The 25432-nt window shown below is 40.6% G+C and carries 25 protein-coding genes and 2 riboswitches; of the genes, 11 read left to right on the forward strand and 14 right to left on the reverse strand.

From position 1 onward, the window contains the following. From GJU39_RS23530 to GJU39_RS06235, 6 genes are all read left to right on the forward strand, one after another. On the forward strand, nt 1-378 hold a 378-nt coding region (locus GJU39_RS23530), incomplete at its 5' end, for a hypothetical protein (RefSeq protein WP_209437593.1). 555 nt (nt 379-933) lie between these two features. Further along, a complete protein-coding gene (locus GJU39_RS06215; RefSeq protein WP_154279836.1) occupies nt 934-1245 on the forward strand; it encodes a hypothetical protein in 312 nt (103 codons plus the stop codon). Between the two features lie 706 nt (nt 1246-1951). Beyond that, entirely contained in the window at nt 1952-2848 is an 897-nt protein-coding gene (locus GJU39_RS06220) for an NmrA family NAD(P)-binding protein (protein WP_154279837.1), read from the forward strand. Between the two features lie 15 nt (nt 2849-2863). Beyond that, on the forward strand, nt 2864-3781 hold the full coding sequence (locus GJU39_RS06225; RefSeq protein ID WP_154279838.1) for a helix-turn-helix domain-containing protein: 918 nt from the start codon (nt 2864-2866) through the stop codon (nt 3779-3781). Nucleotides 3782-4112: 331 nt separating this feature from the next. Further along, the gene (locus GJU39_RS06230; protein WP_167515654.1) at nt 4113-5111 is read left to right on the forward strand and encodes a glycoside hydrolase family 43 protein; all 999 of its coding nucleotides are present in this window, start codon (nt 4113-4115) and stop codon (nt 5109-5111) included. 42 nt (nt 5112-5153) lie between these two features. Continuing rightward, nucleotides 5154-6227 carry a glycoside hydrolase 5 family protein gene (locus GJU39_RS06235; RefSeq protein WP_154279839.1) on the forward strand — a complete coding sequence of 358 codons (1074 nt, stop codon included), beginning with the start codon at nt 5154-5156 and terminating at the stop codon, nt 6225-6227. 74 nt (nt 6228-6301) lie between these two features. Here GJU39_RS06235 and GJU39_RS06240 read toward each other — a convergent pair whose 3' ends face one another. The 10 genes from GJU39_RS06240 to GJU39_RS06285 all read right to left on the reverse strand — a co-directional run bounded on the left by GJU39_RS06240 (nt 6302) and on the right by GJU39_RS06285 (nt 15886). Next, complete coding sequence (locus GJU39_RS06240; RefSeq protein ID WP_154279840.1) at nt 6302-7612, reverse strand: alkaline phosphatase family protein; 1311 nt, start codon at nt 7610-7612, stop codon at nt 6302-6304. A 311-nt stretch (nt 7613-7923) separates the two neighbouring features. Continuing rightward, on the reverse strand, nt 7924-8760 hold the full coding sequence (thiD, locus tag GJU39_RS06245; RefSeq protein WP_154279841.1) for a bifunctional hydroxymethylpyrimidine kinase/phosphomethylpyrimidine kinase: 837 nt from the start codon (nt 8758-8760) through the stop codon (nt 7924-7926). Then, on the reverse strand, nt 8757-9809 hold the full coding sequence (gene moeB, locus GJU39_RS06250) for a HesA/MoeB/ThiF family protein (protein WP_154279842.1): 1053 nt from the start codon (nt 9807-9809) through the stop codon (nt 8757-8759). The genes thiD and moeB overlap by 4 nt, the downstream gene beginning before the upstream one ends. 6 nt (nt 9810-9815) lie before the next feature. Further along, a complete protein-coding gene (thiH, locus tag GJU39_RS06255; RefSeq protein WP_154279843.1) occupies nt 9816-10928 on the reverse strand; it encodes a 2-iminoacetate synthase ThiH in 1113 nt (370 codons plus the stop codon). Further along, nucleotides 10921-11688 (reverse strand): thiazole synthase, encoded by a 768-nt coding sequence (locus tag GJU39_RS06260; RefSeq protein WP_154279844.1) that lies wholly within the window; start codon nt 11686-11688, stop codon nt 10921-10923. The genes thiH and GJU39_RS06260 overlap by 8 nt, the downstream gene beginning before the upstream one ends. Nucleotides 11689-11691: 3 nt before the next feature. Continuing rightward, entirely contained in the window at nt 11692-12336 is a 645-nt protein-coding gene (locus tag GJU39_RS06265; protein ID WP_154279845.1) for a thiamine phosphate synthase, read from the reverse strand. Next, nucleotides 12333-12938, reverse strand: coding sequence for a thiamine phosphate synthase (locus GJU39_RS06270; RefSeq protein ID WP_154279846.1), 606 nt, complete (start codon nt 12936-12938; stop codon nt 12333-12335). Before GJU39_RS06270 ends, GJU39_RS06265 begins: the two co-directional genes overlap by 4 nt. Further along, complete coding sequence (gene thiC, locus GJU39_RS06275; protein WP_154279847.1) at nt 12938-14821, reverse strand: phosphomethylpyrimidine synthase ThiC; 1884 nt, start codon at nt 14819-14821, stop codon at nt 12938-12940. The genes GJU39_RS06270 and thiC overlap by 1 nt, the downstream gene beginning before the upstream one ends. A gap of 17 nt (nt 14822-14838) precedes the next feature. Beyond that, nucleotides 14839-15042: a sulfur carrier protein ThiS gene (gene thiS, locus GJU39_RS06280; protein ID WP_154279848.1), complete on the reverse strand. Its 204-nt coding sequence runs from the start codon at nt 15040-15042 to the stop codon at nt 14839-14841. 69 nt (nt 15043-15111) lie between these two features. Further along, nucleotides 15112-15204: riboswitch (TPP riboswitch) on the reverse strand. A gap of 202 nt (nt 15205-15406) precedes the next feature. Continuing rightward, nucleotides 15407-15886 carry a MarR family winged helix-turn-helix transcriptional regulator gene (locus tag GJU39_RS06285; RefSeq protein WP_154279849.1) on the reverse strand — a complete coding sequence of 160 codons (480 nt, stop codon included), beginning with the start codon at nt 15884-15886 and terminating at the stop codon, nt 15407-15409. Nucleotides 15887-16002: 116 nt separating this feature from the next. Here GJU39_RS06285 and GJU39_RS06290 point away from each other — a divergent pair, with 116 nt between their 5' ends. Both GJU39_RS06290 and GJU39_RS06295 read left to right on the forward strand, forming a co-directional pair. Continuing rightward, nucleotides 16003-16233, forward strand: a complete 231-nt coding sequence (locus GJU39_RS06290) for a hypothetical protein (protein ID WP_154279850.1) — start codon at nt 16003-16005, stop codon at nt 16231-16233. 657 nt (nt 16234-16890) lie between these two features. Then, on the forward strand, nt 16891-17706 hold the full coding sequence (locus tag GJU39_RS06295) for a carbonic anhydrase (RefSeq protein ID WP_154279851.1): 816 nt from the start codon (nt 16891-16893) through the stop codon (nt 17704-17706). Between the two features lie 78 nt (nt 17707-17784). Here GJU39_RS06295 and GJU39_RS06300 read toward each other — a convergent pair whose 3' ends face one another. Next, on the reverse strand, nt 17785-18246 hold the full coding sequence (locus tag GJU39_RS06300) for an Lrp/AsnC family transcriptional regulator (RefSeq protein ID WP_154279852.1): 462 nt from the start codon (nt 18244-18246) through the stop codon (nt 17785-17787). Nucleotides 18247-18416: 170 nt separating this feature from the next. Further along, nucleotides 18417-18599, forward strand: a riboswitch (cobalamin riboswitch). A gap of 176 nt (nt 18600-18775) precedes the next feature. Here GJU39_RS06300 and metE point away from each other — a divergent pair. From metE to GJU39_RS06315, 3 genes are all read left to right on the forward strand, one after another. Further along, nucleotides 18776-21094, forward strand: a complete 2319-nt coding sequence (gene metE / locus GJU39_RS06305) for a 5-methyltetrahydropteroyltriglutamate--homocysteine S-methyltransferase (RefSeq protein WP_154279853.1) — start codon at nt 18776-18778, stop codon at nt 21092-21094. 84 nt (nt 21095-21178) lie between these two features. Further along, on the forward strand, nt 21179-21598 hold the full coding sequence (locus tag GJU39_RS06310) for a 6-carboxytetrahydropterin synthase (RefSeq protein WP_154279854.1): 420 nt from the start codon (nt 21179-21181) through the stop codon (nt 21596-21598). An 86-nt stretch (nt 21599-21684) separates the two neighbouring features. Further along, nucleotides 21685-22377 carry a DUF421 domain-containing protein gene (locus tag GJU39_RS06315; RefSeq protein ID WP_342448181.1) on the forward strand — a complete coding sequence of 231 codons (693 nt, stop codon included), beginning with the start codon at nt 21685-21687 and terminating at the stop codon, nt 22375-22377. Nucleotides 22378-22800: 423 nt separating this feature from the next. Here the strand turns inward: GJU39_RS06315 and GJU39_RS06320 are convergent, their stop codons facing one another. The 3 genes from GJU39_RS06320 to GJU39_RS06330 form a co-directional block, all read right to left on the reverse strand. Further along, complete coding sequence (locus GJU39_RS06320; protein ID WP_209437595.1) at nt 22801-23289, reverse strand: DUF4385 domain-containing protein; 489 nt, start codon at nt 23287-23289, stop codon at nt 22801-22803. A 348-nt stretch (nt 23290-23637) separates the two neighbouring features. Next, nucleotides 23638-24786 (reverse strand): MFS transporter, encoded by a 1149-nt coding sequence (locus GJU39_RS06325; RefSeq protein ID WP_154279855.1) that lies wholly within the window; start codon nt 24784-24786, stop codon nt 23638-23640. After that, the gene (locus tag GJU39_RS06330; RefSeq protein ID WP_245227702.1) at nt 24783-25394 is read right to left on the reverse strand and encodes an NAD(P)H-dependent oxidoreductase; all 612 of its coding nucleotides are present in this window, start codon (nt 25392-25394) and stop codon (nt 24783-24785) included. The genes GJU39_RS06325 and GJU39_RS06330 overlap by 4 nt, the downstream gene beginning before the upstream one ends. Nucleotides 25395-25432 lie beyond the last annotated feature (38 nt).

The following is a 25432-nucleotide window of genomic DNA, read 5'->3' on the forward strand; positions in this document are numbered from 1 at the left end:
CAAATAATTCTTGATAAAGAGATTTTGTCTTCTGTACACTTAAATACTATTTATAAAAAGCTTGAAAGAGAGAAACTGGGAGGTAACTATAATTTCGATTTTAAGATAGATACCAACGGAAATGTTAAGTCAGTAAGAAGCAGTAAATTGGTAATCTACAAAGAATTAAATGCATTTATGAATAATAAATTCATTCAATACACATGGGAGCCAGCTCATAAAAAGAATTGTTTCTCTTGCAAAGTTGAAATGGTAGTATACTTTAATGTTTTCTTTCATCCAATGGAGAAGAATATTGTTATTAGTATGTCTATTTCTAATGGGAAACATGAGCAACTGTACTTTAAAAGAATAAATCCATCTCGGCTAAGGTGGTAGGTCTACTAAAATAAATAAAGCAAAAGCCTATCAATGTAAAATTGTTAGGCTTTGCTTTTTTGTAGGAGTTTGTGTTTAATTAGCCTTGCTTATATTGCTCCGTAGATACGAAAATGGAGTTTAGCGAGTTGGATAATCTTGGTGCCTTCGTTAAAGCGTTCTGCAAGCAATTCATCTTCTTGTTCATTTCATGCTAAACCCTAGTTTCCTTTTTGGGCGAGGGCTTCGAGTTCGTTAATGGCGAAGAATAGTGCCCTCGCAAGCGTAGGTCTGTGACTTGTGAGAAATGGATTATAGCTTAGCCCCGCAGTTTAAAAACTTGCCGGCTTTGTTATTCCTTTACCTGTCCAAGTTTAATTGATTTTGTGTTAAATTTCTTCCGTTTTTACACCAAAGTGTTAGTTAGTTTGTATGTGCGAGCTTTTGGTGGGTACCAAAATAGCAATGAGAAAATTGGCAGTTTAAACATTGCCAGTCGTTTTATTTTTGTTACATACCAATTTAATAGACTGGCTTTGATCGCTGAAGAACAAGAGCCAGCACAGTGAGGATAAGGTGAACTTTTTACAGGCTACCGGCTTTGTTTACAATGAACGTGGTTGGCTGCGGAGTAGCATCAATAGCCAGTTCAGTATGAAACTGGATTATAATGAAAATGGTAGCGGCTTGTATAATGGCAATATTGGCAGGCAATCCTGGTCGGCCACTTCCAATCCGCTGTCTTCAGGTATCTATATGTCTTACGGTTATGATAAACTGAATAGGTTAACTAGTTCAATCGGCACGGGGATTACGATGAATGAAACCAATGCCTACGATGTACCTGGCAATATCGAAAGTTCTCCGCGTAATCACGGTAATCGATAATAAATACAATTACCATAGCAGCCAGTTAAGATTTGCTAAATGCTTATGAATCTAAATGTAATGCAGTAATTGATGAAAGAACTGGCTTTTGATTTTGATTATATTATACGCTACCATGCGCAACGCCCAGCAACAAATAAGGCTAATCTTTCTATTATACGCCGCAGTTTAGGGTTTCTGGCATAGCCGCTCCATTCTCGAATTATTTCGCCTTTAGTTCCACAAGTTTAGATTATATCAAGCTTTTCAGCATGGCTACCAAAGCTTTTTGATCAATTAAACTGTTTTTGTATTGCCTGGATTTTAGCAGCATCTTCCTTTAAGTATTCGATGGTACTTAACCTGTTCAATTCTTCGGAATTGTGTGGTGAAAACCCTTTTCATATCAACTTCCCTATGGTTTACTACCTAATAATAGACTTAGCATGTTTGTTTTTTTTTACCGCGATTGCGTTCCTTATTCCTTTATAGGGTGTGAATTCATTTGTAAACAAAATATGTGTAAACTTTTTAATTGTTTACAAAAAGATTGTTTACAAAACGCGAAACATTTTCGTTGTAAACTTTTTTTTGTTTCACTTTAAAAAGTCTCACCCCTAAGTTCGTTTAATACTTCATTACTCATTTTTTGGCTACAACAAAAAGAGATTTGGCTCCATTTGAAGAATGGATTGTGCAGACATTTGAAAAACCAAAACATTAGAAAATGAAAATTATAATTACAGGGTCCCTGGGCCATATTAGCCAACCCTTAACCGAAGAACTGGTTCAGAAAGGACATTCAGTTACCGTAATCAGTAGCAACGCGGAAAGGCAGCAGGATATTGAAGCAGTTGGTGCAACGGCAGCCATTGGCTCCTTGCATGACGTTGAATTTTTAACGCAGACTTTCACTGGCGCAGATGCAGTTTACACCATGGTTCCTCCGGGAAATTACATGGATCATAATTTCGATCTGCTGGCTTACTACAAAGGTTTAGGTGAGAAATATGCCAACGCAGTTCTGGAATCTGGTGTGAAAAAGGTGGTGAATTTAAGTACAATAGGTGGCAACTTAGCCGAAGGGAATGGGATTTTGCGTGGCGCGCATCAAGTGGAGTTAATTTTAAACGCGTTACCAACCGACGTTGCCATTACCCACATGCGGCCAAACTCATTCTATTATAACTTGCTCGGGTATATTCCAATGATTAAATCAATGGGCATGATTGCTGCAAATTATGGAGGCGATGACATTATCCCCTGGGTATCTCCGGTTGATATTGCCGCTGCAATTGCCGAAGAACTAACTACACCGTTTGAGGGGAGGAAAGCACGTTCAGTAGCGAGCGAAGATCTATCCGGACATGAAACGGCCAGCATTTTAGGCGAGGCCATTGGTCAGCCAGATTTAAAATGGGTGCTTGTTTCTGACGAAGAAACTTTAAATGGTTTAATAGCTGTCGGAATGAATCCGAAAATAGCTGCGGGTTTAGTAGAGATGTATGCAGCACTTCATAGTGGATTATTGGCACAAGATTATTATCAAAATAAACCTGCGGTAATGGGTAAGGTAAAAATGGCCGATTTTGCAAAAGAATTTGCAGCGGCTTTTAACCAATAATAATTAGCTTAGTATATGGCAAACATCCACTTTCATAGATTTAAAAACATTAGTGAATTTCATCAGTTCAGGGGTTTGCCGAAACCAGAGCATCCGCTCATTAGCGTGATCAATCTGGATGATGTAAAAAAAATGCCTAAAGGAGAAAATAGCATAGTGTTTGATTTTTATTCTATTGCCCTGAAGCGGAACTTTAATGGGAAAATGAGGTACGGGCAACAACAATATGATTTTGATGAAGGCATTATGTTTTTCATTTCGCCAGGGCAGCTTTTTCGCATCGAAGTAGAAGATGAAATGGCCATAAAGCATTCGGGATGGATGTTACTCGTTCATCCCGACTTCTTATGGAACACCCCTCTGGCCAAAAGCATTAAGCAAAACGAGTTTTTTGATTATTCTGTACACGAGGCACTTTTTCTCTCGGAGAAAGAAGAGCACACTATTGCAGCAATCATGCAGAACATTCTACACGAGTACCATTCCAACATCGATAAATTTACCCAAAGCGTAATGATTGCCCAGCTTGAATTACTGCTTACTTATTCTGACCGGTTTTATCACAGACAGTTCCTTACCAGGAAAATATCGAACCATTCCGTTCTCCATCGCCTCGAAAACATTCTTTCAGCTTATTTTGAAGATGATGACCTGCAAAAAAAGGGCCTTCCCAGCGTTCAGTATATTGCTGAAACATTAAGCATGTCGCCAAATTATTTAAGCGGTCTGTTAAAAGTGCTCACCGGCCAGAGTACACAACAGCATATTCACGATAAATTAATTGAGCTGGCGAAAGAGAAGCTGTCCATCACCAACATGTCCGTGAGCGAAATTGCTTATCAGTTGGGTTTTGAACACCCACAATCTTTCAATAAGTTATTTAAGCGCTATACAGAAATGAGCCCGAATAACTTTAGAAAGTCTTTCAATTAAGGTATTCGATTTTTAATGCAGTTGGGCTTTCGTTAATCAGCTGGCGGCACAACCTTGACTTATACATTAACCTCAATAATTTTCAGCTAAATTTATCTTTATAACCCCTCAACATCTCCACCATTACAATGAAGTTTTGAAACAAAATATTTACATCGTTTAAAGAAAAATCAATCTACCTTCGAAACGGATAAGTGGTGGAAATAAATTTAGTAAAACCGTTTAGTTTAACTCCAGATGATCCTAACCAAAATGTACCTTTGTCTATGAGCCCTGAAAAATGATGAAAAAACCAGCTGTAATTTTTAAGATACTGTTAACCTGTTTGCTAATGTTTGTTCTCCAGGTGAGCATGGCGCAAACTTTTAAAAATCCCTTGCTGCCATCAGGAGCCGATCCCTGGAGCATTTATAAAGATGGATATTATTATTACACGCATTCCATGCAGAATAAACTGGTGATCTGGAAAACTAAAAACCTGGCAGATTTGAAATCAGCTGAGCAGAAAACTATTTTTGTTCCGACAGCAAATACTGCTTATGCTAAAGAACTCTGGGCACCTGAAATTCATTTCATTAACCAGAAATGGTATGTTTACTTTGCTGCCGATAACGGCGAAAACAAGAACCACCGGATGTATGTATTGGAAAACACATCGGACGATCCGCTAACCGGAAGCTGGGAACTAAAAGGTAAAGTGGGCGATGCTACGAACAAGTGGGCAATTGATGGATCTGTTTTTACCTATCAAAACCAGCTTTATATGGTTTGGGCAGGATGGGAGGGAGACATTAACCAGAAGCAGGAGATTTTTATTGCAAAAATGAAAAACCCCTGGACTATAGACGGCAAAAGGCATAAAATCTCGACTCCACAATTTGAATGGGAAAAGCATGGCGACTTAAATGATCCGGGTAATCCGCCGCATGTTGATGTTAATGAAGGCCCTCAAATTTTAATTCATGATCATAAAGTGTTTCTAATTTATTCTGCCAGCGGTTGCTGGACAGATTTTTATGCCCTGGGTATGTTAACCCTAAAAGGTAAAGATTTATTAAATGCCGCATCATGGGAAAAAAGTAAACAACCGGTATTTAAGCAGTCTGCAGAAAATGGCGTTTATGCACCCGGGCACAATTCTTTTTTCAAATCTCCCGATGGGAAAGAAGACTGGATTTTATACCACGCCAATTCAGCGCCTGGCCAGGGCTGCGGCGGGCAACGCTCACCAAGGGCTCAAAAATTTACCTGGAATCCGGATGGTTCGCCAAACTTCGGTATTCCGGTTCGCAGCGATCAGGAACTTGCTATTCCATCGCAAAATAAGTAGAAATTTATTCAACAGCTAACCAAAAAATAACCTGATCAAAATATGAGAAAACATTTCAATTACCTGCTATTAATATTCCTGAGTGTAGCCTCCGTTACTTATGCCCAAAACAGCACGCCAGTGGTGGGCAAAGTATGGTCGATAGACAAAGCCAATGCCTGGTACAAACAGTATAAATGGATTAATGGTGCTGATTTTCTACCCAGTACCGCCATTAACCAACTGGAGATGTGGCAGGCAGATACCTTTGATCCGGCTACGATAGATAAAGAACTTGGCTGGGCAGAGGCAATCGGTTTTAACACAATGCGTGTTTACCTGCATAGCCTTGCCTGGAAACAAGATCAGCAGGGCTTTAAAAAGAGAATGGACCAATACCTGACCATCGCGAACAAACACCAGATTAAAACCATTTTTGTGTTTTTTGATGATTGCTGGAATAAGCAGGCTAAAATAGGCAAACAACCAGAACCAAAAACGGGAATTCATAACTCCGGTTGGGTGCAGGATCCCGGCGATCCGGACTCGAAACAGGAAGCAAACTTTCCGGCTTTGGCGCGTTATGTGAAGGATGTAATGACGCATTTCAAGACTGATCAGCGCATTCTTTTATGGGATTTGTACAATGAGCCGGGTAATTCCGGTAAATTAACCACTTCCTATCCACTGTTAAAAAATGTATTTACCTGGGCAAGGGAAGTGAATCCGGATCAGCCCATCAGTGCAGGTTTGTGGGCCTGGGATTATAAAGAGTTAAATGCATTTCAAGCCTTAAATTCTGATGTGATTACTTACCATGATTATGAGGAGCCGCAATGGCACCAAAGGGTAATTGATATGCTTCGCTCGCATGGCCGCCCGATGATCTGTACTGAATACATGGCCAGAACAAGGGGAAGCCGTTTTGAGAATGTGATGCCATTGTTAAAAAAGGAGAATATTGGGGCAATTAACTGGGGTTTGGTTGATGGAAAATCAAATACGAAATACGCCTGGGATACACCACTTAAAAATGGCGAAGAACCAAAGGAATGGTTCCACGAAGTTTTTAGAAAAGACGGTACGCCTTACAAAAAGGAAGAAGTAAATCTTATTAAAAAATTGAACAACAAATAGGATTGCAATAATTTCATTTATCTTTCGAAAGTACGTCGCCAACCAGGTTTGTTTCTGGTTGGCTTTTTTTTATCTTACTTCCCGGTAATGCTTTCTTTCCGCTCTTGCGGATCTCTTAATATTGGTTTTAACACCTCAATTTTTCCATCAATTTCATGTTGATAAGACAGACCCAAAATTTCAGTGATCAGCGGGTAAACGTTTACATTTTCGAACGAAGCTATTTTTAAATGCTTTTTAAAAGCAGGCCCCCAGGCCATAAATGTGGCATGCATATCTTTTACCTGCAGCGGATCAAAGCCATGGTGCCCAATGCCAGGTTTACGATTAGAAAATACTTTCGGCCACTCAGGAACAAGCAGGATGTCACCGATCCGGTTTAAACGATCATCTTTAGCGCTATAGTGAAAGTGGGCCGGCATTTTCGTTTTTAAATAGGCTTTGTAATCTGTGCCTTCCTGGCTTTTTAATGTTTCGTATAAAGGCTTAATATCTTGTTTGTTTTTTGCATGAATATCCATCAGTGTTCCCGATGAAGCAATTACGTATTTCGCTGTATCAATGGCTTTTGGTGTAGCAAGAGGATGATCACGGTCTACGGCTGTCATTCCATGATCAGAAACAAAAATATAATTTACCGGCAGACCTAAAGGTTCAATTGTCTTGGTAAGCTGATCAATTACAGCATCAACCATTTTTACTGCCGCTTCCGTTTCAGGAGCATCGGGTCCATAAGTATGACCGGCATGATCTGGTTCTGAAAGGTAAAACGTAATCAGATGCGGTCTTTTTTCTTCAGGCAGGCTCAACCAGTTTTTGATCATTTCGATTCTTTTTTCAACGCCAATCTGTTCCGTATAATCATAGTAATAAGTTGGACGAATGCCTTTAATTGCCGCTTCAGATCCTACCCAGAACATACTTGCCGAGATCATTTTTTGTTCTTCTGCCAACACCCAAAGCGGTACACCGCCGTACCATTTACCATCCTTTACTTTAGATTTCGAACCCATCGAATATCTTTCACCTGTACGGTCTTCCAGGAAAGTATTATTTACCAGGCCATGGTGAGAAGGGTACATCCCCGTGGCAATGGTGTAATGGTTTGGAAAAGTAACCGAAGGGAAACCTGGGATCATCGATTCGGCCAGAACCCCGTTTGCACTTAATTTTAATAGGCTATCTGCGTGATAACGGTTTGCATAATCATAACGAAAACCATCGGCAGAAATCAAAATCACATAAGGCTTTTTTAGCTGATCCGCTGCATTCTGACGACCGGATATAACATGTTCGCTGGTGTCAGTTTGTGCCCGGACATTGCTGTTGATCAAAAATAAGATAATAATCAGGAGGAGCGGAAAGGGATATTGGTTTTTCTTCATTTGTATAGTTGGAGATGAATTACAGGTGGATTTGCAGTATGTAGCCGAACGACTTTACATCGCTGTGTGCTTTTGATACTTATCCAATTCGTGTAAATTCTACTGTTGCGCATGGCTTTTTTGTCAGCTGCATTAGTTTCGGTAAGCCATTTTTAAGTGCTGAAATTGCGCTCAAATGTACTAAAACTAAAAATCAAAGAATGCTGAAGTTTATAATCTCTATGTGAATTTTAACGCTCTTTTACTTATTTGTTGCTGTTGGAAATGTAAGTTAAAATCTTTCTTACGCCGGCAGTGTTGTTCATCAGAATTTAAATTACAGTGGTTTTAATCAGATTTTTTGCGTCAAAAAAATGATTTAACGGGCCTTTGCCTTCACCTGTTTTAACCTCTTTTCCGGAGATAATAGCTTGCTCCACGTAACGTTTCGCTTGCCCAATAGCATTTGTTAAGTCATTTCCAAAGGCTACATAAGCTGCAATAGCAGAAGAAAGGGTACAACCCGTTCCGTGTGTATTTTCCGTGCGGATAGCTGCCGATTTGAAGATTTTATGGTTTCCAGATTGATCGAGGTATACATCAAAAAGATCAGGACCATTTAAGTGCCCGCCTTTTACTAAAACCGCGTTACAGCCAGAACTGATCATTTTTTCGGCAGCGTGTTTCATATCATCAACGGTTTTAATGTTCATATTGGCGAGTATTTCTGCTTCATCCAAATTGGGGGTAATCAGCATGGCTAAGGGAAATAATTCCTGTTGAAGCATCGCAATAGTGTCGTTTTCAATCAGGCGGTGGCCACTGGTGGACACCATTACGGGATCAAAAATGATCGGTACGTTCGGGTAATCTTTCAAAGTAAGGGCAATGGTCCTGGCCAGCGCTGCAGAATGAACCATGCCCATCTTGATGGCTTTTGGTTTAATATCATCCATTACTGCTTTAATTTGCCCCTGAACAATTTCAGCAGGAACTTTATGAATCGCTTTTACACCTAAAGTGTTTTGCACTGTGATGGCTGTAATTGCGGAGGTTCCGTAGCAGCCAAGCGCGCTGAATGTTTTCAGATCTGCCTGTATGCCCGCGCCACCTCCACTGTCTGATCCGGCAATGGAGAGGATGGAAATATATGTACGATTCCTACTCATGAGATTCCGCCTGCTACACTGAAAATTTCACCGTTAAAAAGAGGCCTGGCAATGTTCACAGCCATTTTACTTCGCACCCCGCTCTGGCAAATGAAAACGAGTTTTTTATCCGGCGGGAATAAAGAAATGTGTTCAGCAAGGTCATAAACTGAAATGTTTTCGCCACCTAAATTGTATTCTTCAAATTCATAACCTTCCCGTACATCTACCAAATGCACTTTCTCAGGTGTATCTGCCAGCCAGGTTTCTAATACTTCCAGGGAAATTTCTGTGTCTAAACTATTCCCAGATTGATTTTTAGTAATGTTCGGCATTAATATTTCCTGCTTTTGGGGGCTTATTTTGAATAAATTGAGGCTGTTATCCAGTGCATTTAAGGTAAGCAGTTTGCCGGTAAGCGTTTCGCCGAAGCCGCAGATAATTTTGATCACCTCGTTCGCCATATAGGTGCCTATGATGCCCGGCAGCACACCAATCACACCGGTTTCCGAGCAATTGGGCACTTCATTTTCCGCTGGTGCTTCCGGAAATACATCCCGGTAGTTTGGCCCTTGCTGGTAATTGAATACAGAAACCTGTCCTTCAAACTTAAATATAGAGCCAAAAATGAGTGTTTTGCCCAGCGCTACACAGGTGTCATTCACCAGGTATCTCGTCGGGAAATTATCAGAACCATCTATTATCAGATCATATTGCGAAATAAGCTTCGCAGCATTATCGTTTGTTACCCTTTCCTGATGGGCGATGATGTTTACAAACGGATTAAGCTGCCGGAGTTTTTGTTGGGCAATTGTAGCCTTCGGTTCACCCAGATCTGCATGCGAATATAAAATCTGGCGGTGCAGGTTGCTCACCTCCACTTTATCATCATCTGCAATGCCAATGATTCCTACACCGGCCGCCACCAGATATTGCAGAACAGGGCAGCCTAAACCACCTGCGCCAATCATCAGTACCTTTGCTGCTTTCAGTTTTTCCTGCCCGTTAATCCCTAGTTCAGGTAAAATAAGCTGGCGGTTATATTGTTTTAATTCCTCTTTTGTAAGCATCTTTTTTTAAGCTAAGCAGCGATCCCAATCTTTCCACACCGCTTCGTAACCTTGTGTTGCAATCATTTCAGCAATCTCGGCGGGGGTGCGTTCATCACTGATTTCGAACTGTTCCAGCGATTCTGGCGCCACTACATAGCCACCGGGATTTGTTTTTGAACCGGCACTAATCGAAGTGATGCCCAGCTTAATGATGTTATTTCGAAAAGCCGGCGATTCCCGTGTGGAGATTGAAAGTTCTACTTCTTCATTAAATAAACGGTAAGCACAAATAAGCTGCACCAGTTCCCGGTCGCTCATTTCAACTTTAGGTTCCAATCCGCCGCTAAATGGACGCAACCGCGGGAAAGACAGACTGTATTTACTCTGCCAGTATTTTTTCTCGAGGTAAGTCAGGTGCAGTGCCGTAAAGAAACAATCAGTGCGCCAATCTTCCAGTCCGATTAATACACCAAGTCCCATCTTATGTATGCCTGCTTTTCCAAGCCGGTCCGGCGTTTCTACCCGGTATTTAAAATTCGATTTTTTACCCTTCGGGTGGTGCTTTTTATAATCTTCCTGGTGGTAAGTTTCCTGATAAACCAAAACCGTATTTAAGCCGTAAGGCGTTAACTGGTCATAATCTTCCACATCCATGGGCTGAATTTCCATAGAAATATGGGCGAAGTGTGGCCGGATCAGTTCGAGGACTTTTTTGAAATAATCTACATGTACGTTCAGGTTATCTTCCCCCGTAACCAACAATACATGGTCGTAACCCATCTCTTTCAACGCCGCAACTTCCTGCATAATTTCCATGGGGCTAAGCGTTTTGCGCTTTACTTTATTGTCATAACTGAAACCGCAGTAAGTGCAGATGTTGTTGCACTCGTTAGATAAATAAAGTGGTACATACATTTGCAGCACCTTGCCGAAGCGCTTTTGCGTTAACTGCTGACTCATCACTGCCATTTGCTCCAGGTATGGTGCTGCGGCCGGAGAAATCAATGCCTTAAAATCTTCCAGGGTTCGTTTCGGGGAAGCCAATGCCCGTTCCACATCAATAGTGGTTTTGGCGTAAATACTGGTTTTAGTTTCATCCCAGCTGTAAGTTTCGAAAAGGTCGTTAAAGCTATTCATCTAAAAAAGAGGTTAGGGGGCTGCTGGCAATGGCATGAGAAACCGGCGAAGCCAATTTGGCTTCAAAGGCCATCCTTCCGGCTTCAACGGCCATTTTAAAGGCTGCGGCCATTTGAACCGGATTGCCGGACACTGCAATGGCCGTATTTACCAATACTGCATCGGCGCCAATTTCCATGGCCCGGGCGGCATCAGACGGGGAACCAATTCCCGCATCAATTACTACCGGAACATTACTTTGGCTAATGATAATTTCTAAAAAATCAATCGTTTTCAGCCCTTTGTTGCTTCCAATCGGCGAGCCCAGGGGCATCACCGCGCTTGTACCGGCATCTTCCAGTCGCTTACATAAAACAGGGTCGGCATGGATGTAGGGCAAAACAATAAATCCCAGCCTGGCCAGTTCTTCGGTTGCTTTCAGGGTTTCAATAGGATCGGGCATAAGGTACTTTGGATCCGGATGAATTTCTAATTTGATCCAGTTGGTTTCCAAAGCTTCACGCGCCAGTTGAGCAGCAAATACCGCTTCCTTTGCATTCCTTACCCCCGAGGTATTAGGAAGTAAATTAATCTGCGGATATTTCAAACGAAGCAATAAATCGTCATCTTCATTGTTTTTAATATCCACCCGCTTCAGTGCAACGGTAACCAGTTCCGAACCAGATGCCAGCAATGCCTCCTCCATTAAAGCGGAAGAACTGAATTTTCCCGTACCCGTAAACAGGCGCGAACTAAATGTTTTATCGGCTATTTGTAACATATACTAAGCTTCTTTTAAAGAGGTCTGGTTTAGGTGTTCGTAGATTTGTGCAACCGTAGCTGCCTGATCGGCTGCAAGAGTAATCGCCCCGGAAACTGCAACACCATATAAACCAATTTGCATAATGGCCGCTAAATCTTGGGTTTCTATTCCTCCAATTGCAATAATAGGCGTTTTTATCCCTGCGTAATCAACTTTTTCCATGAGATCTGTATAACCTGCTAAACCTAAAATCGGACTCAGCTTTTGTTTGGTCTTTGTAAAACGGTAGGGGCCAAGGCCGATGTAATCCACGCCTTCGGCCGCCCGTTGCTGAAGGTGTTCAAAGGTATTCGCGGTGCCTCCGATGATGAGGTTAGGCCCGACTATGTTGCGTGCCTCTTGTACGGGCATGTCATCTAAACCCAGGTGAAGGCCATGTGCACCAGCTTCGAGTGCAATTTCCGGATGATCATTTACAATCAGTTTTGCGCCATATTCATTGCATAAGGCGACTGCCTTGAAGGCATATTGCAAAATGTTTTCTTTCGGTTCAAACTTTACCCGCAGTTGTATCCACTTTGCACCAGCTTCCAGCGCAGCTTTAATTGCCGTTAAATGCGTGCCATTTTCCGGCTGCTGGGAAATATAATGAAGTCTGTCTATCATTTGTGATTCATAATTAATGTATTCAGTTGCCTGAAGATGTTAACGGCCTGTTCGGGGTTTTTCCAGATGGCACCCAATACCGCTGCCCCATCAAATTTCATCTGGCTGATTTGTTCTATATTACGCGCTTCAATTCCGCCCAGAGCAATAACTGACGTGGACGGACTTGCCTTTTCCAAAACGAATCCTTTTTTCAATTCACTTTCATAACCGGGCTTAGAAATGCTGTTAAACACCGGACTAAAAAAAACGCAATTAAAGGCATTTAAAAATGGTAAATCTGCTAATCGATGTACAGGGGTACTACAGAAAAAGCCTTCTTGCTTCTGGCTGTTAATCTCCTCTTGGTTACACGCAAGGCGATGCTTTTCCGTATAATGTAAGCGTTTGGTATTGATATTATCTGCCAGGATATGATGCTGATGTAAAGCAATATCCGGATGAAATACCGGATTAATTTCTTTTAATAGATCATGGCATTGATTGCTGCTCCAGTTCGGTTTTCGCAAATGGAAGCGGGTCATTCCGGCCTCGAAAAGCAGGTTGATGACCGATGCTTCATTTGCGATTATGCCCGGATCAGAGATAACAATCAATTCCATTACAAATAGATTTCGCTCCCTTTTTCTGTAAATTCTTTTGATTTTTCGGCCATGCCTTTTGCCAGTACATCTTCTTCACCCATGCCATTTTCTTTGGCATATTCCCTTACATCCTGGGTAATTTTCATCGAACAAAAGTTTGGTCCGCACATCGAGCAGAAGTGTGCAATCTTGGCACCTTCAGCGGGTAATGTTTCATCATGAAACTCTTTAGCGGTATCAGGATCTAATGAAAGGTTAAACTGATCTTCCCACCTAAATTCGAAACGCGCCTTGCTTAACGCGTTATCCCGGTATTGTGCCCCGGGATGGCCTTTGGCCAAATCTGCAGCATGGGCAGCAATTTTATAGGTGATTACGCCATCCTTCACATCTTTTTTATTCGGTAAGCCAAGGTGTTCTTTAGGCGTAACGTAACACAGCATGGCTGTTCCGAACCAGCCGATCATGGCCGCACCAATGGCCGAGGTAATGTGGTCATAACCGGGTGCAATGTCTGTTGTTAACGGGCCTAAGGTGTAGAAAGGTGCTTCAGAACAGTGTTGCAATTGTTTCTCCATATTCTCTTTAATCAGGTGCATTGGCACGTGGCCGGGGCCTTCTATAATGGTTTGCACATCATGCTTCCAGGCAATTTTGGTCAGTTCGCCGAGTGTTTCCAGCTCCCCAAATTGTGCTGCATCGTTTGCATCGGCAATACAACCCGGGCGCAAACCATCGCCTAGCGAAAAGGAAACATCGTACGCTTTCATAATCTCGCAGATTTCTTCAAAGTGCGTATACAGGAAATTTTCTTTATGATGTGCCAGGCACCATTTTGCCATGATTGAGCCGCCCCGGGAAACAATTCCGGTAATGCGTTTGGCCGTTAAGGGCACATAACGCAATAAAACGCCTGCATGAATGGTAAAATAATCCACCCCCTGTTCAGCCTGCTCAATCAACGTATCGCGAAATAATTCCCAGGTCAGGTCTTCAGCCTTGCCGTTCACTTTTTCTAAAGCCTGGTAAATGGGTACCGTTCCGATGGGTACTGGCGAATTGCGGATAATCCATTCCCGGGTTTCATGAATGTTTTTTCCTGTAGAAAGATCCATGATGGTATCTGCTCCCCAACGGCAGGCCCAAACTGCTTTTTCTACTTCTTCTTCAATGCTGGAGGTTACGGCAGAATTACCAATATTGGCATTAATTTTTACTAAAAAGTTACGCCCGATAATCATGGGTTCTATTTCGGGGTGATTAATATTGCAAGGAATTACCGCCCGTCCGGCAGCTACTTCCTGTCGCACAAATTCTGCAGTGATGGCACCTTTAGGCGTATTTGCACCAAAGCTATGGCCCTGGTGCTGGTGGTTCATAATGTCGTACTGATCATTCAGCTGTTCTTTTAACAGATCGATCCGCTGATTTTCGCGAATGGCGATGTACTCCATTTCAGGCGTAATAATGCCCTTTTTGGCATAATGCATTTGCGATACATTCATCCCGGCTTTGGCGCGAAACGGTTTTGTAGTGTGATTAAAGCGCAGGTGATCAAGACTTTGATCGTGCAACCGCTGCTGCCCGTAATCTGATGAAATGTAATCCAGCTGCTCAACATCACCTCTGCCGGTAATCCATTTTTCACGTAAACGGGATAAACCTTTTTTAACATCAATTTCTGCATTTGCATCTGTATACGGACCACTGGTATCATAAACAGTTACCGGCGCATTGGGTTCGGTTTCGCCAAATCTACCATGGAGTTTAGTGTCGCTCAGCGTAATTTCTCTCATTGCCACCTGGATATCATGGATCTGGCCTTGCACAAAAACTTTTTTCGACGCCGCAAAGGGAGTGGTGGTTAATACCTGGTCTGTTGGAATTTTTTCTTGCTTCATTTTCTTGAGATTTATGGTTAGCCGCCTTGTGTGGCTTTAATGATGATGATCTGATCGCCGGGATAGAGGAGGTGGTTCGCCCAGGCGGTTTTAGAAATGATAGACTGATTAACAGCCACAGCAATACCATCAGATGGTGTATTTAACACATCGGTAATTAAATGCTGCATGGTGCAAACATCGGCAACCTGGTAATTTTGTTGATTTACGGTAATTTCCATTCTGTTTCTAAAAGTGAATCTTTAGGAATGGCCCCGTATGGAGGAAAGAAAAAACAACTTAATATGGCATGAGTTGTCATCACTTTTCCCTTCGGCAGTACTAACTGCATCAGGTTCAAAGGGTATTATCTCAGTCCGCGAAGGACACCCCTAAAGTTGCGGTAAACTTATAGAAAACTTTTAAGAATAGCCAAATTATTTTTTCTATTGGCTCGCTTTTCATTGAAAACAGGCAAAGGGAAGACCGTTCATTTAGTGGGTTTATTGGTGATGAACGGTTGTTTTTTAACCATTTCAACATGATTTGAATGGTTAATTTTTTTTAGAAAATGAAGATGGAATATTTGATATCTGGTCGTTCTTTTTAACTATTTTTCTGAAGATCCTCGTGATAAACCAGAATTTTATTCAAGGCGGTAATGGTAATTTCAAGCTCTGCTGCGCCCACTACTTTACGGTATATGTTGTTCATTTCCATTACATTATTGTTTGCCTTGTAGGTTAGTTCCTTACCTTTCTGCGAGAGAAAAAGAACTTCGCTTCTTTTATCAACTTCGCTGCTTTTACTTTCGATCATGCCAAGCGCCTCTAATTCTTTAATGGTCCGGCTGATGTTTTGCTTCGGAATCATCGACTTCCTGGAAAGCTCAGAAGGCGTACAGCCATTTATACCAATGTTACAGATTATTGGCCAGTAAGATAATTTCATATCCTTCCAGTTGGCATCCATATTAGCATGCGACCATAAATCTAAATGTTTACGAAGATTAAAACTCAGCTTTTGCCAGTTTCTATCCTGCATTTGCTCAATTTCCCGTAGTTTTTCATCAATATTTTTTTCCATCGGACAAAAATAAAACAAATATTTAATAATCTTTGATTACTAAGTAGTAATAATTGATTACTTTTGCTTCAGGCAGGAAATAAATCTTCCGCTCTTTAAATTAACAGCCAGAAAATATGAACAATTATATTACCATCATGTACACCAATATTTCCAGAGAAGAGCAACTTAGTGAAGTTTCTGCGTGTCTGAGCGTATTTACGGATATTAATGATTGGACAATCGATTTCGGAGATATCGATAAGGTACTGAGAATTTCTTCCCGAAAAGAAATCGATGGTCAGGTATCGAATGCCCTTAGAGAAGTGGGATTAATGTCTACGGTTAAGGAAGTATTTCCTTGTTAAAGATCAGACATGTTCTTGTAAATGAAATTTTTATATTAACGTATGCTATCGGCAGCGGAAAAATATTAATAATGATTTAAAGGAAACGGCAGAAATTCTATCATTAACCTGTTGCCGGGAAATGGTTCCTGGTAAGATAGTTTCGCTGTTTAGAATGTTTTGTAAGGTTGCTTCATCGCCAGGTGGCAACAAGATTCCCAGGTTGATCATTAAACAATTTACCGTTACAAAATATCCTCCTATCCGGCAACCGGAATCTTGAAACCCTTGGCGGTTTCTTGTGGCGAGAAAGTAAATTCAGGCAAATGGAGTTAAGATAGCTATATAATCCCGATGCTCCGGTTCCCGATCTGGTGAACATTTATTTTCGCAAATTGTAGGTTTAGTTATGTGATAGTTTTGTGTTAACAAAGGAATCAATAGCTAAAAGATTAATTGTCACCTTAACGTATAATCGCACTAAAGAGACAGGATCACAATAAGTTAAGCTGGTATCGCGTTATGTTGGCATTGGAATATTGTACATTTGACAGAAATACAATAACCACAACAAATAAGCTGGTTGATGTCAAATGCTATCCCTTTTCCGGTATCAATATCAGATTTGTTTTTATAGCGCTCTACGATAAAATCATTATAAAATAAAAAACCAAATAAATGAAATCAAAATCCATTGCACTCGTTTGTATTGCAATTTTCGCATGTGCTAATGTGGCGTTTAGTCAAAAAATCTCCGGTTCCAAAAAACAGGAAATAATCAGATCAAAAAACGATTTAAAATACAGCTCACCTAAATGGCGCAAAGAAAATTATATTGTTAATCGCGATTCTGCTTTTGCCAATCCATATTATGCCATCCAGAAACTACAAGGCGGTAACCGCAGGTTTGTAGAAGGACGAAGTATTTATCCACGCCAGGATGCAGCCTTGATTAAGAAGTTAGCAGAGGGCCAGTCGCCATTTGCACTAATTGTGGGTTGTTCCGATTCAAGGGTATCTGCAGAAATACTTTTCGATCAGGGTTTTGGCGATTTATTTGTAACCAGAACAGCCGGACAGGTGATGACAGATGCCTCTTACGGCACTATTGAATATGCTGATTTGATGCTTAAAACTAAACTGATTGTGGTGTTAGGTCATACCAACTGTGGCGCAGTAAAAGCTGCGGTAGAGCATCCTGACAATTTGCCCGGTCACATTTCTCAATTAATCCATTCCATTAAGCGTGCTGCTGATACTGCAGCGGTAATGAAAGGAAATGTTCTGGATAATGCCATTCGTTTAAATGTCATTAATCAGGTAGAAGAGTTACGGAATTTAGATCCTGTACTTAAAAAGAACTATAATGATGGCAAGATTCTAATTATTGGTGCTGTTTATGATTTGCAAAACGGCAAAGTAAGTTACCTGGATGAAACCTTGAAGAACTTACCAAAAAGCACTTATTCACAAAGAAAAATAGCAGGGTTATAAGGCCCGCAAATTCTTTAACCTCATCAATTACGTCATTCGGGATTATTTCAGGATGGCGTAATAACCGTTAAGTTTCATCTACAAACTGATGTTGTGCGAATTTTTAATTTCTGCCATTACAAAAGTGCTATGGGTACTTCCAATACTCTCAACAGACCCTAGCTTATTGAAAACGAAATCCTGGTAATGTTTCATATCCCTGGCATATACTTTTAGAATGAAATCGTAATCGCCAGAAACATTATAACACTCCGCCACTTCATCAATCTGCATGATGTCTTTCACAAAGTGATTACCGATTTTCCGGTCATGTTGCTTCAACCTGATGTTACAAAAAACAATAAACCCCTTATTAAATTTCTCGGCATCCAGGATGGCAATATATTTCTTAATATAACCGTTATTTTCCAACCTTTTTACCCGCTCGAAAACAGGTGAAGTGGATAAATTTACCTTCGTGGCAAGTTCTTTTGTAGTATAACTGGAGTTATCACTTAAAATTTTTAAAAGCAATAAATCGATATCATCAAGACCATCCATAGCATAATTTTCTTTTAACCCTGCTAAAATACAGCTTAAAAAGTATAGTATTCTACTTTGTTGTATTTTTAAAGCTTTTTATTCCTATTAATTTATTTAATAAGATTTTAATCACTAACTGTATATCTTTGATCAGAATTAAAAACTGATTGTAAAATCAAAAGTTCTTTTTATTTCGACATTGAAAAGGTTTTACTTAAGGGTGAATGAATAGGGAATCGTGTGTAAATCACGAGCTGTCGCGCAACTGTAAGTAACATGAGGGTTTTTATTAAAATAGTTCCACTGCTTACGCGGGAAGGATGATAAAAACTGTTACAAGCTAGGATACCTGCCTGTTTCGATTGACATTGCTTTCGCGATTTGAAGCTAAAAGTCTGATGAATACATTTTTCGAGCACCAACTGCTTTTGTTTTGGGGTGCCTGATTGTTTTTGTCTGTATTTTTCCTTCTATATTCCTTCCGCAAAGCATCCCGAAAACTTAAAGAACTTTTTACAATGATGATTAACCATTTAAAAAGTTGAAAATGCAAACACACAACCTGGGCTATCCAAGAATTGGTAGCAACCGAGAACTTAAAAAAGCCAGTGAGCAATATTGGGCTGGAAAAATCACTTTAGCAGAACTGTTAAGTAAAGGAAGAGGCATTTCTGAGCAAAACTGGAAATTGCAGCAGGAAGCAGGAATAGATTTGATTCCATCAAACGATTTCTCCTATTATGATCAGATTCTGGATATGTCGTTAACCGTTGGCGCAATTCCAAAACGTTACAATAAGGTTGTCCTTACAAAAAGTAATAATGAGCTCGATCTTTATTTCGCCATGGCCAGAGGTTATCAAAAAGACGGACTTGATATTACCGCAATGGAGATGACTAAATGGTTAGATACCAATTACCACTACATTGTTCCGGAATTTTATAAAGACCAGGAATTCAGTTTGTTTTCGGGTAAAATTGTTAACGAATTTATTAGCGCCAGGCAAATCGGGATCGTTACTAAACCCGTAATTATTGGTCCGGTTTCTTACCTGTTATTAGGAAAAGAAAAAGAAGCTGGTTTTGATAAATTGGACCTGATCAAAAAACTGTTACCGGTTTATTTGCAGGTTCTTGCAGAATTGAAAGAACAGGGTGCAGAATGGGTACAGTTTGATGAGCCTTTCTTAGCGCTTGATATTGATGAAAAAGCGAAAAAAGCGTACGAATATGTGTATGCGGAAATTAAAAAACAATTCCCTCATTTAAAAGTATTGGTGGCTACTTATTTTGAAGGATTGAAAGATAATCTGGCACTGGCTACTTCATTGCCGGTAAAGGCTTTGCATATCGATTTAGTGCGTTGCCCGGAGCAATTAGAAGAAGTTTTAAATGCCATACCTGTTGAATTGACGCTATCACTTGGTGTGGTAGATGGCAGAAATATCTGGAAAAATGACTTTGAACAATCTTTGGCCATAATTGATAAAGCGGTCGAAAAATTGGGTAGTGACCGTATATTAATAGCACCATCTTGCTCTTTATTGCATTCGCCCTGCGATTTAGACCTGGAAACGAACGGGGAAACCTTGACTCCTGAAATTAAACAGTGGTTAGCTTTCGCAAAACAAAAAGTGGAAGAAATTGTGACTTTAAAAGCATTGGCAACTGAAAATCCTGATGTTGATGTATTAGCAAAGTTAGTGCAAAATAAAAAGGCAATTGAAAGCAGAAGAACTTCAGGGCTGATTCATAATGAACAGATTAAGCAAAGGATAGGTGCAATCACAGCCGCAGATGCACAGCGCTTAAATGTTTTTGCTTCCAGGAAAAAAGCACAAAAGGATATTCTGAATTTGCCGCTTTTTCCAACCACCACTATCGGCTCATTTCCACAAACTGCAGCGGTAAGGAATTGGAGGTCACAATTTAAAAAAGGCGAAATTACACCTGCTGAGTACGATGCGCTGTTGAAAAAAGAAACAGAAGAAGCCATTCACTGGCAGGAGCAAATTGGTATAGATGTTTTGGTGCATGGCGAGTTTGAACGTAATGATATGGTTGAATACTTTGGCGAGCAGCTGAATGGATTCACCTTCACCAAAAACGGATGGGTACAAAGTTATGGCAGCCGTTGCGTTAAACCTCCAATAATTTATGGAGATGTAGATCGTCCGAAACCGATGACGGTTTACTGGACAGAATATGCACAATCCCTTACCAAAAGCCTCGTAAAGGGTATGTTAACCGGCCCGGTAACCATTTTGCAATGGTCGTTTGTGCGTAATGATCAGCCGCGTTCGGTTACTTGTAACCAGATTGCTTTTGCCATTCGTGATGAAGTGATTGACCTGGAAAAAGCAGGCATCAAAGTAATTCAAATAGATGAGCCGGCCATTCGAGAAGGTTTGCCTTTAAGAAAAAAAGACTGGCAGCAATACTTGAAATGGGCGGTAGATGCCTTTAAAATTTCTGCAAGCGGCGTAAAAGATGAAACGCAGATTCATACACACATGTGTTATTCTGAATTTAACGATATCATCCAAAATATTGCAGATATGGATGCTGATGTAATTACTATTGAATGTTCGCGTTCGCAAATGGAATTATTAGATGCCTTTGCAGATTTTAAATACCCTAATGAAATCGGTCCTGGTGTTTACGATATCCACTCTCCGAGAGTACCATCAAGAGCAGAAATGGTACAGCTTTTGGAAAAGGCCAGAGCCGTGGTTCCTGCAGATCAGCTTTGGGTAAATCCAGATTGTGGATTAAAAACACGCCATTGGGATGAAACCAAAAAAGCACTGATCGAGATGGTTGCTGCTGCGCAGGAAATGCGTCAGGAAGTCTTAGCTCAAGTATAAATCAGCTTTATAATATAAAAATGCCGCCTGGGTGCGGCATTTTTTTTAGTTAAAACACCATTTACAGCAGGTAAACATTAATCCATGCAAATTTATATCACCAGGAGCGTACGTTTTAATGCGGCAAAACGTATTTATCGTGAAGATTGGACACCAGATCAAAACCTTAAGGTATTCGGCCAGGCTGCTAATGCCAATTATCATGGGCATAATTTTAACCTTTGGGTAACTTTTAGTAAAAAGCCCACACCTGCGAATGAAGATTTACCTTTTCCGAAGGCTCTGGATAATGTCCTGGAAAACGAAATTATTGCCAAAATAGACCATAAAAATCTCAGCCTCAATGTAGATTTTATCAAAGGAAAACTTGCCACAACAGATCAGCTTTGTATTGCTATTTTTAATCTGCTTCGGCCTATCGTTAATGCTCATGAAAATTTCGGATTATATAGCGTTAAATTACAGGAAGCAGAGGGATATCTGGTTACCTATTTAGGGGTTTAGCCTATTCCGGATAAACATTAAGATAATATTCGACAGCTTTTCCCAACAAAAAGCTTTACATGGTGTTGGATATATAAAATTACACTGTGTATTTATTAGCAATAGATTTTAGAAATATTTTCTTAAGTGATCTGGATTTAGAGTTGGCGCTTGAAATTGGTCTCCGAACGATCATCATGTTTGCACTGGTTTTAATCTTTCTTCGGTCATCAGGCAAAAAAGGAGTGAGGCAGCTCAGTATTTTTGAAGTTGCCATAATTATAGCGCTTGGTTCTGCTGCCGGCGACCCGATGCTGAACAGTGAATCTGCTATTTTACCATCGTTACTGGTATTTATTGTAATTTTAGGATTCTACAGGCTTATTACTTATCTGGCTGCAAAAAACCAGCGGATAGAAAATATTCTGGAAGGGAAACCCATTTATATTATCGAAGACGGCATATTTACATTAAAAGAGGAGGGAGATGCTAATTTTGCCCAGGATGAATTTTTTGCCGAAATGCGCGGACAAAATATAGAACATGTTGGCCAGGTTCGTACAGCAGTTTTAGAATCTAATGGTCAGGTGAGTTTTCTGTTTTATCCGAATGAGAAAGTGAAGAAGGGTATGCCGGTCTATCCAAAACAATTTGCCGGCAAGTCTCGCGAAATACCAGAAAGCGGAGATTACGCCTGTACCCACTGCGCCCGTGTTAGTTACCTCAGCAAACCCTTTTCTTGCCAGCGTTGCGGAAAGGATGAGTGGGTTCCTGCCATAGATTCGCTTAGGCATACATAATTATTGATGGTGAGTTTTTAAGTCGCAGAAGTGCTCCTTGCGTTATAAGCTGGTCGAGTAAAGCAGGTGGGTTTTCGATAGGTTCAACATGGCTTCCAATAAAGGAAACTGGCTTTAAATGAAAAACGGGAATCATCCAGTGGACGATCCCCGTTTAATCTAAATTAACGCTCTCCATAATAAGACGCAGTTTGCAGCCTTTTATTGTATCGCAATTAATTTTTTTTATTTATTTTTCTGATTAGGATAAGCAGGATCTTTTTTATTTATAATTTCTCAGGTGGCAAGAAACAGGAAATATAGAAAATACAGCTGCTCCGGAAATCAGGTAAGAGGCTGTTTATGATAAAGAGGGGTGGTGATATCTTGTAGATCACCGCCAGACTTTGCAATACCCGATTCCGGTACTAAACCTGAAAAAACTTATCCATACTGTTTTTTCCAGTCGGCTTTCATTTGCGTATACTGCAGATCGGCCTCTGCCAGTTTCCACTTTTCATAAAAAATAGCAGCAGATTCTGCCTTTTCTGCTTCCCCGGTTCCACGGGCTAATTCTGCATAATTGTTCTCTTTGTCGTATTTTTTGCCGCCTTTATAGTTGGCATATCTTCTTGCACGGGTATAACCCATTTGCAGAAATTTCCAGGCCATATCGGCACCTACAAAATCATGCTCCTTAAGATAGTGTTGAAAACATTTGAAAATTTCTTCACTGCTTTGTGTGGCAATGCCTGGGTTTTTAAATCGCCAGTGCATTCCAATTTCCGTTTTATATGGCTCACAAATCAGTACACCTTGTTCACCCTTTCCAACGCGATAACTTTCGGGGTGTTCCCGGTAATCAATATCAGGCTTCCATGGATATTGGTTTTGGTCGAAATTAAGATAGGAAGGCTGGCGCAGTTTTGACATTTAATTAAGCTAACAATTCCAACACTCAGATGGTTTGGTTTGGCTAAAACCTGACGTTTTCTATTAATAGTGTTTATTTTGATCAGTAAGAGCCTGTTTAAATTTTATTCAATTATATTACAGACGTTACTTTTTCTGTCACACTGAGCTTGACGAAGTGCTTTTTCTACATTAAAAATAAGGTCTTCGACAGGCTCAGACTGACATGCTAATTATTTTCATTTAAATTTAAACAGGATCTAAGATGATTTGAATCAATTGAAACGAATACAATATTGTCAATCTGAAGTGGTGAAATCTATTAAATAGGGCTTTAAAGAAGCGTTACAATTAATTAATGCTATTAGCTCAACCTGTCTTCTTCACTTCAAGAAAACTCCTCAAACCAATCATAGCAAGGGCTGCAATGCCAAATGCAGCGCCTACCCATGAGGTAATCGCCACGCCGTAGCAGAAAATAAACCAGCCGCTTACTGTGGTTCCAATCGCTACGCCCAGGTTACCAAATGAAGTAGCCAGGCTATTGGCAAACGCTAAAGATTGAGGTGCAGCAGAAATCATATAAGCAGATGCATTTAAGAAGCATGGCGCGTAAAAGAACCCCCAGATAGCGATAACAAAAATGTCTGCTATTGTACTGCCATCTGAAAAATACAGCAATACCGGAATAATTACTGTGCCTGATAAAAATAATGCCGTTGTTTTCGGAATGTTCTTGTTCAGCATTTTTCCTGAAAGCCAGTTTGAAAAGACACCCGTAATGCCGAATAATAAGAGCATATAGCTGACCATTTCATCGCTCATATCTTTTGTTTTGGTGAGGTAATCGGCAAAATAGCTATAGGTAGAAAACCAGGCGGCAATCATCAAAAAGTTCATCGCCGTGCTCAAGATAAAAGATCTGTCTGTAAGTATTTTGAATTGGCTGCCATAAGATTTCTTTTCCCGCACTGGCATAGGGGGCAGGCCTTTTAGAATGGCAAAGAGTGCAATCACCGTCACGGCAGCTTGTATCATAAACGAAACCTGCCAGGTCATTTTGCTTGCAAGGTAGGTGGCAAGCGGCACAGTAGTTACCATTGTAATTGCAATACCGCCAAGCACAATTCCCATCATTTCATTTTTTTTGTTTTCTGTAACATCTGCAGTTGCTGCAGCAATGGCTACGGCAATGTAAACTGGCTGAAGAAACGCAGGCAGGATTCTAACCAATAACAGCAACCAAAAAGGAGGCGCAAACGAAGAAACTACTCCTGTTACCAGAAAGATAGAAATTGCAGTTAGCATCACCTTTTTACGGTCGAAACCTGATGCGAGTAAAGTCATAAACGGACCGGTGAGGGCAATCACCATGGCGAATGCACTCAGTAAAACCCCTGCTTTTTCGATTGAAATTTGATAGTGTTCTGCTACCTGAGGCAAGATACCGATGACACCAAATTCTGTCGTAATCACGCCAATCATTCCCAAACAACCTATGTAGGCAACTTTTTTCATATTATTCTGTTTATTTTTTCCAGGTGTAATTTGTACTGGTTTAAGTATTCAGTAGTATTGGCATTTTTGATGAGGTCATAGAAATGGAAACTCTCCAGTTTTCGCATGCCCATGTACGCATGCATGCGATGAAATCCGAAAAGAATGCCGTCATCAACGCTATGTTGACTGAAAAAACCTCCCTGCGCGGTAAATGCGTTTTCAGGGGCATTCATGCTGGCTGTTACCAGGTATGGCTTCTGAGTCAGGCGGCCGCCAGTTCCATAATTAATCGCAGGATTTTCCGATGAACGTCCGTCTCCCTTCGAGAGACCGTTTAACCTTCCTGCTGAAAGTACTTCAAAGTATCGCTTAAGGCCATGAGGAATATTAAACCACCAGATAGGCGTGTGATAAATAATCAGGTCTGCCCATTTGTATTTTTCTACCTCTTCCATCACTAGGTATCCATTTTTAAGGGTTGTTACCTGTATATCCGGAGCATCAGTCCGTGATGAAAAATAACCGGTCGTGATCGCTGTAACCGCAGTATTAAATTTTCCGCGGGCATGAAGAAAGTGCTCCCCGGCATTAATGATGAATATTTTAGTCAAATTGGTTTTCTTCATTTTCAGTGTTTTCTCATTGAGGCAAAGTTGAAATAATC

The organism is Pedobacter petrophilus (genome assembly GCF_009674725.1).
GTDB lineage: Bacteria > Bacteroidota > Bacteroidia > Sphingobacteriales > Sphingobacteriaceae > Pedobacter > Pedobacter petrophilus.

Bases quoted from the DNA above. Each gene is read 5' to 3' on its own strand.
- GJU39_RS06235 (WP_154279839.1), top strand. From the start codon at position 5,154: ATGAGAAAACATTTCAATTACCTGCTATTAATATTCCTGAGTGTAGCC.
- GJU39_RS06320 (WP_209437595.1), bottom strand. From the start codon at position 23,289: ATGTCAAAACTGCGCCAGCCTTCCTATCTTAATTTCGACCAAAACCAA.
- metE (WP_154279853.1), top strand. From the start codon at position 18,776: ATGCAAACACACAACCTGGGCTATCCAAGAATTGGTAGCAACCGAGAA.
- GJU39_RS06240 (WP_154279840.1), bottom strand. From the start codon at position 7,612: ATGAAGAAAAACCAATATCCCTTTCCGCTCCTCCTGATTATTATCTTA.
- GJU39_RS06285 (WP_154279849.1), bottom strand. From the start codon at position 15,886: ATGGAAAAAAATATTGATGAAAAACTACGGGAAATTGAGCAAATGCAG.
- thiS (WP_154279848.1), bottom strand. From the start codon at position 15,042: ATGGAAATTACCGTAAATCAACAAAATTACCAGGTTGCCGATGTTTGC.
- GJU39_RS06310 (WP_154279854.1), top strand. From the start codon at position 21,179: ATGCAAATTTATATCACCAGGAGCGTACGTTTTAATGCGGCAAAACGT.
- GJU39_RS06260 (WP_154279844.1), bottom strand. From the start codon at position 11,688: ATGTTACAAATAGCCGATAAAACATTTAGTTCGCGCCTGTTTACGGGT.
- GJU39_RS06230 (WP_167515654.1), top strand. From the start codon at position 4,113: ATGTTTGTTCTCCAGGTGAGCATGGCGCAAACTTTTAAAAATCCCTTG.
- GJU39_RS06265 (WP_154279845.1), bottom strand. From the start codon at position 12,336: ATGATAGACAGACTTCATTATATTTCCCAGCAGCCGGAAAATGGCACG.
- thiD (WP_154279841.1), bottom strand. From the start codon at position 8,760: ATGAGTAGGAATCGTACATATATTTCCATCCTCTCCATTGCCGGATCA.
- GJU39_RS06325 (WP_154279855.1), bottom strand. From the start codon at position 24,786: ATGAAAAAAGTTGCCTACATAGGTTGTTTGGGAATGATTGGCGTGATT.
- GJU39_RS06225 (WP_154279838.1), top strand. From the start codon at position 2,864: ATGGCAAACATCCACTTTCATAGATTTAAAAACATTAGTGAATTTCAT.
- GJU39_RS06220 (WP_154279837.1), top strand. From the start codon at position 1,952: ATGAAAATTATAATTACAGGGTCCCTGGGCCATATTAGCCAACCCTTA.
- thiH (WP_154279843.1), bottom strand. From the start codon at position 10,928: ATGAATAGCTTTAACGACCTTTTCGAAACTTACAGCTGGGATGAAACT.
- GJU39_RS06290 (WP_154279850.1), top strand. From the start codon at position 16,003: ATGAACAATTATATTACCATCATGTACACCAATATTTCCAGAGAAGAG.
- GJU39_RS06300 (WP_154279852.1), bottom strand. From the start codon at position 18,246: ATGGATGGTCTTGATGATATCGATTTATTGCTTTTAAAAATTTTAAGT.
- GJU39_RS06270 (WP_154279846.1), bottom strand. From the start codon at position 12,938: ATGGAATTGATTGTTATCTCTGATCCGGGCATAATCGCAAATGAAGCA.
- moeB (WP_154279842.1), bottom strand. From the start codon at position 9,809: ATGCTTACAAAAGAGGAATTAAAACAATATAACCGCCAGCTTATTTTA.
- thiC (WP_154279847.1), bottom strand. From the start codon at position 14,821: ATGAAGCAAGAAAAAATTCCAACAGACCAGGTATTAACCACCACTCCC.
- GJU39_RS06330 (WP_245227702.1), bottom strand. From the start codon at position 25,394: ATGAAGAAAACCAATTTGACTAAAATATTCATCATTAATGCCGGGGAG.
- GJU39_RS06295 (WP_154279851.1), top strand. From the start codon at position 16,891: ATGAAATCAAAATCCATTGCACTCGTTTGTATTGCAATTTTCGCATGT.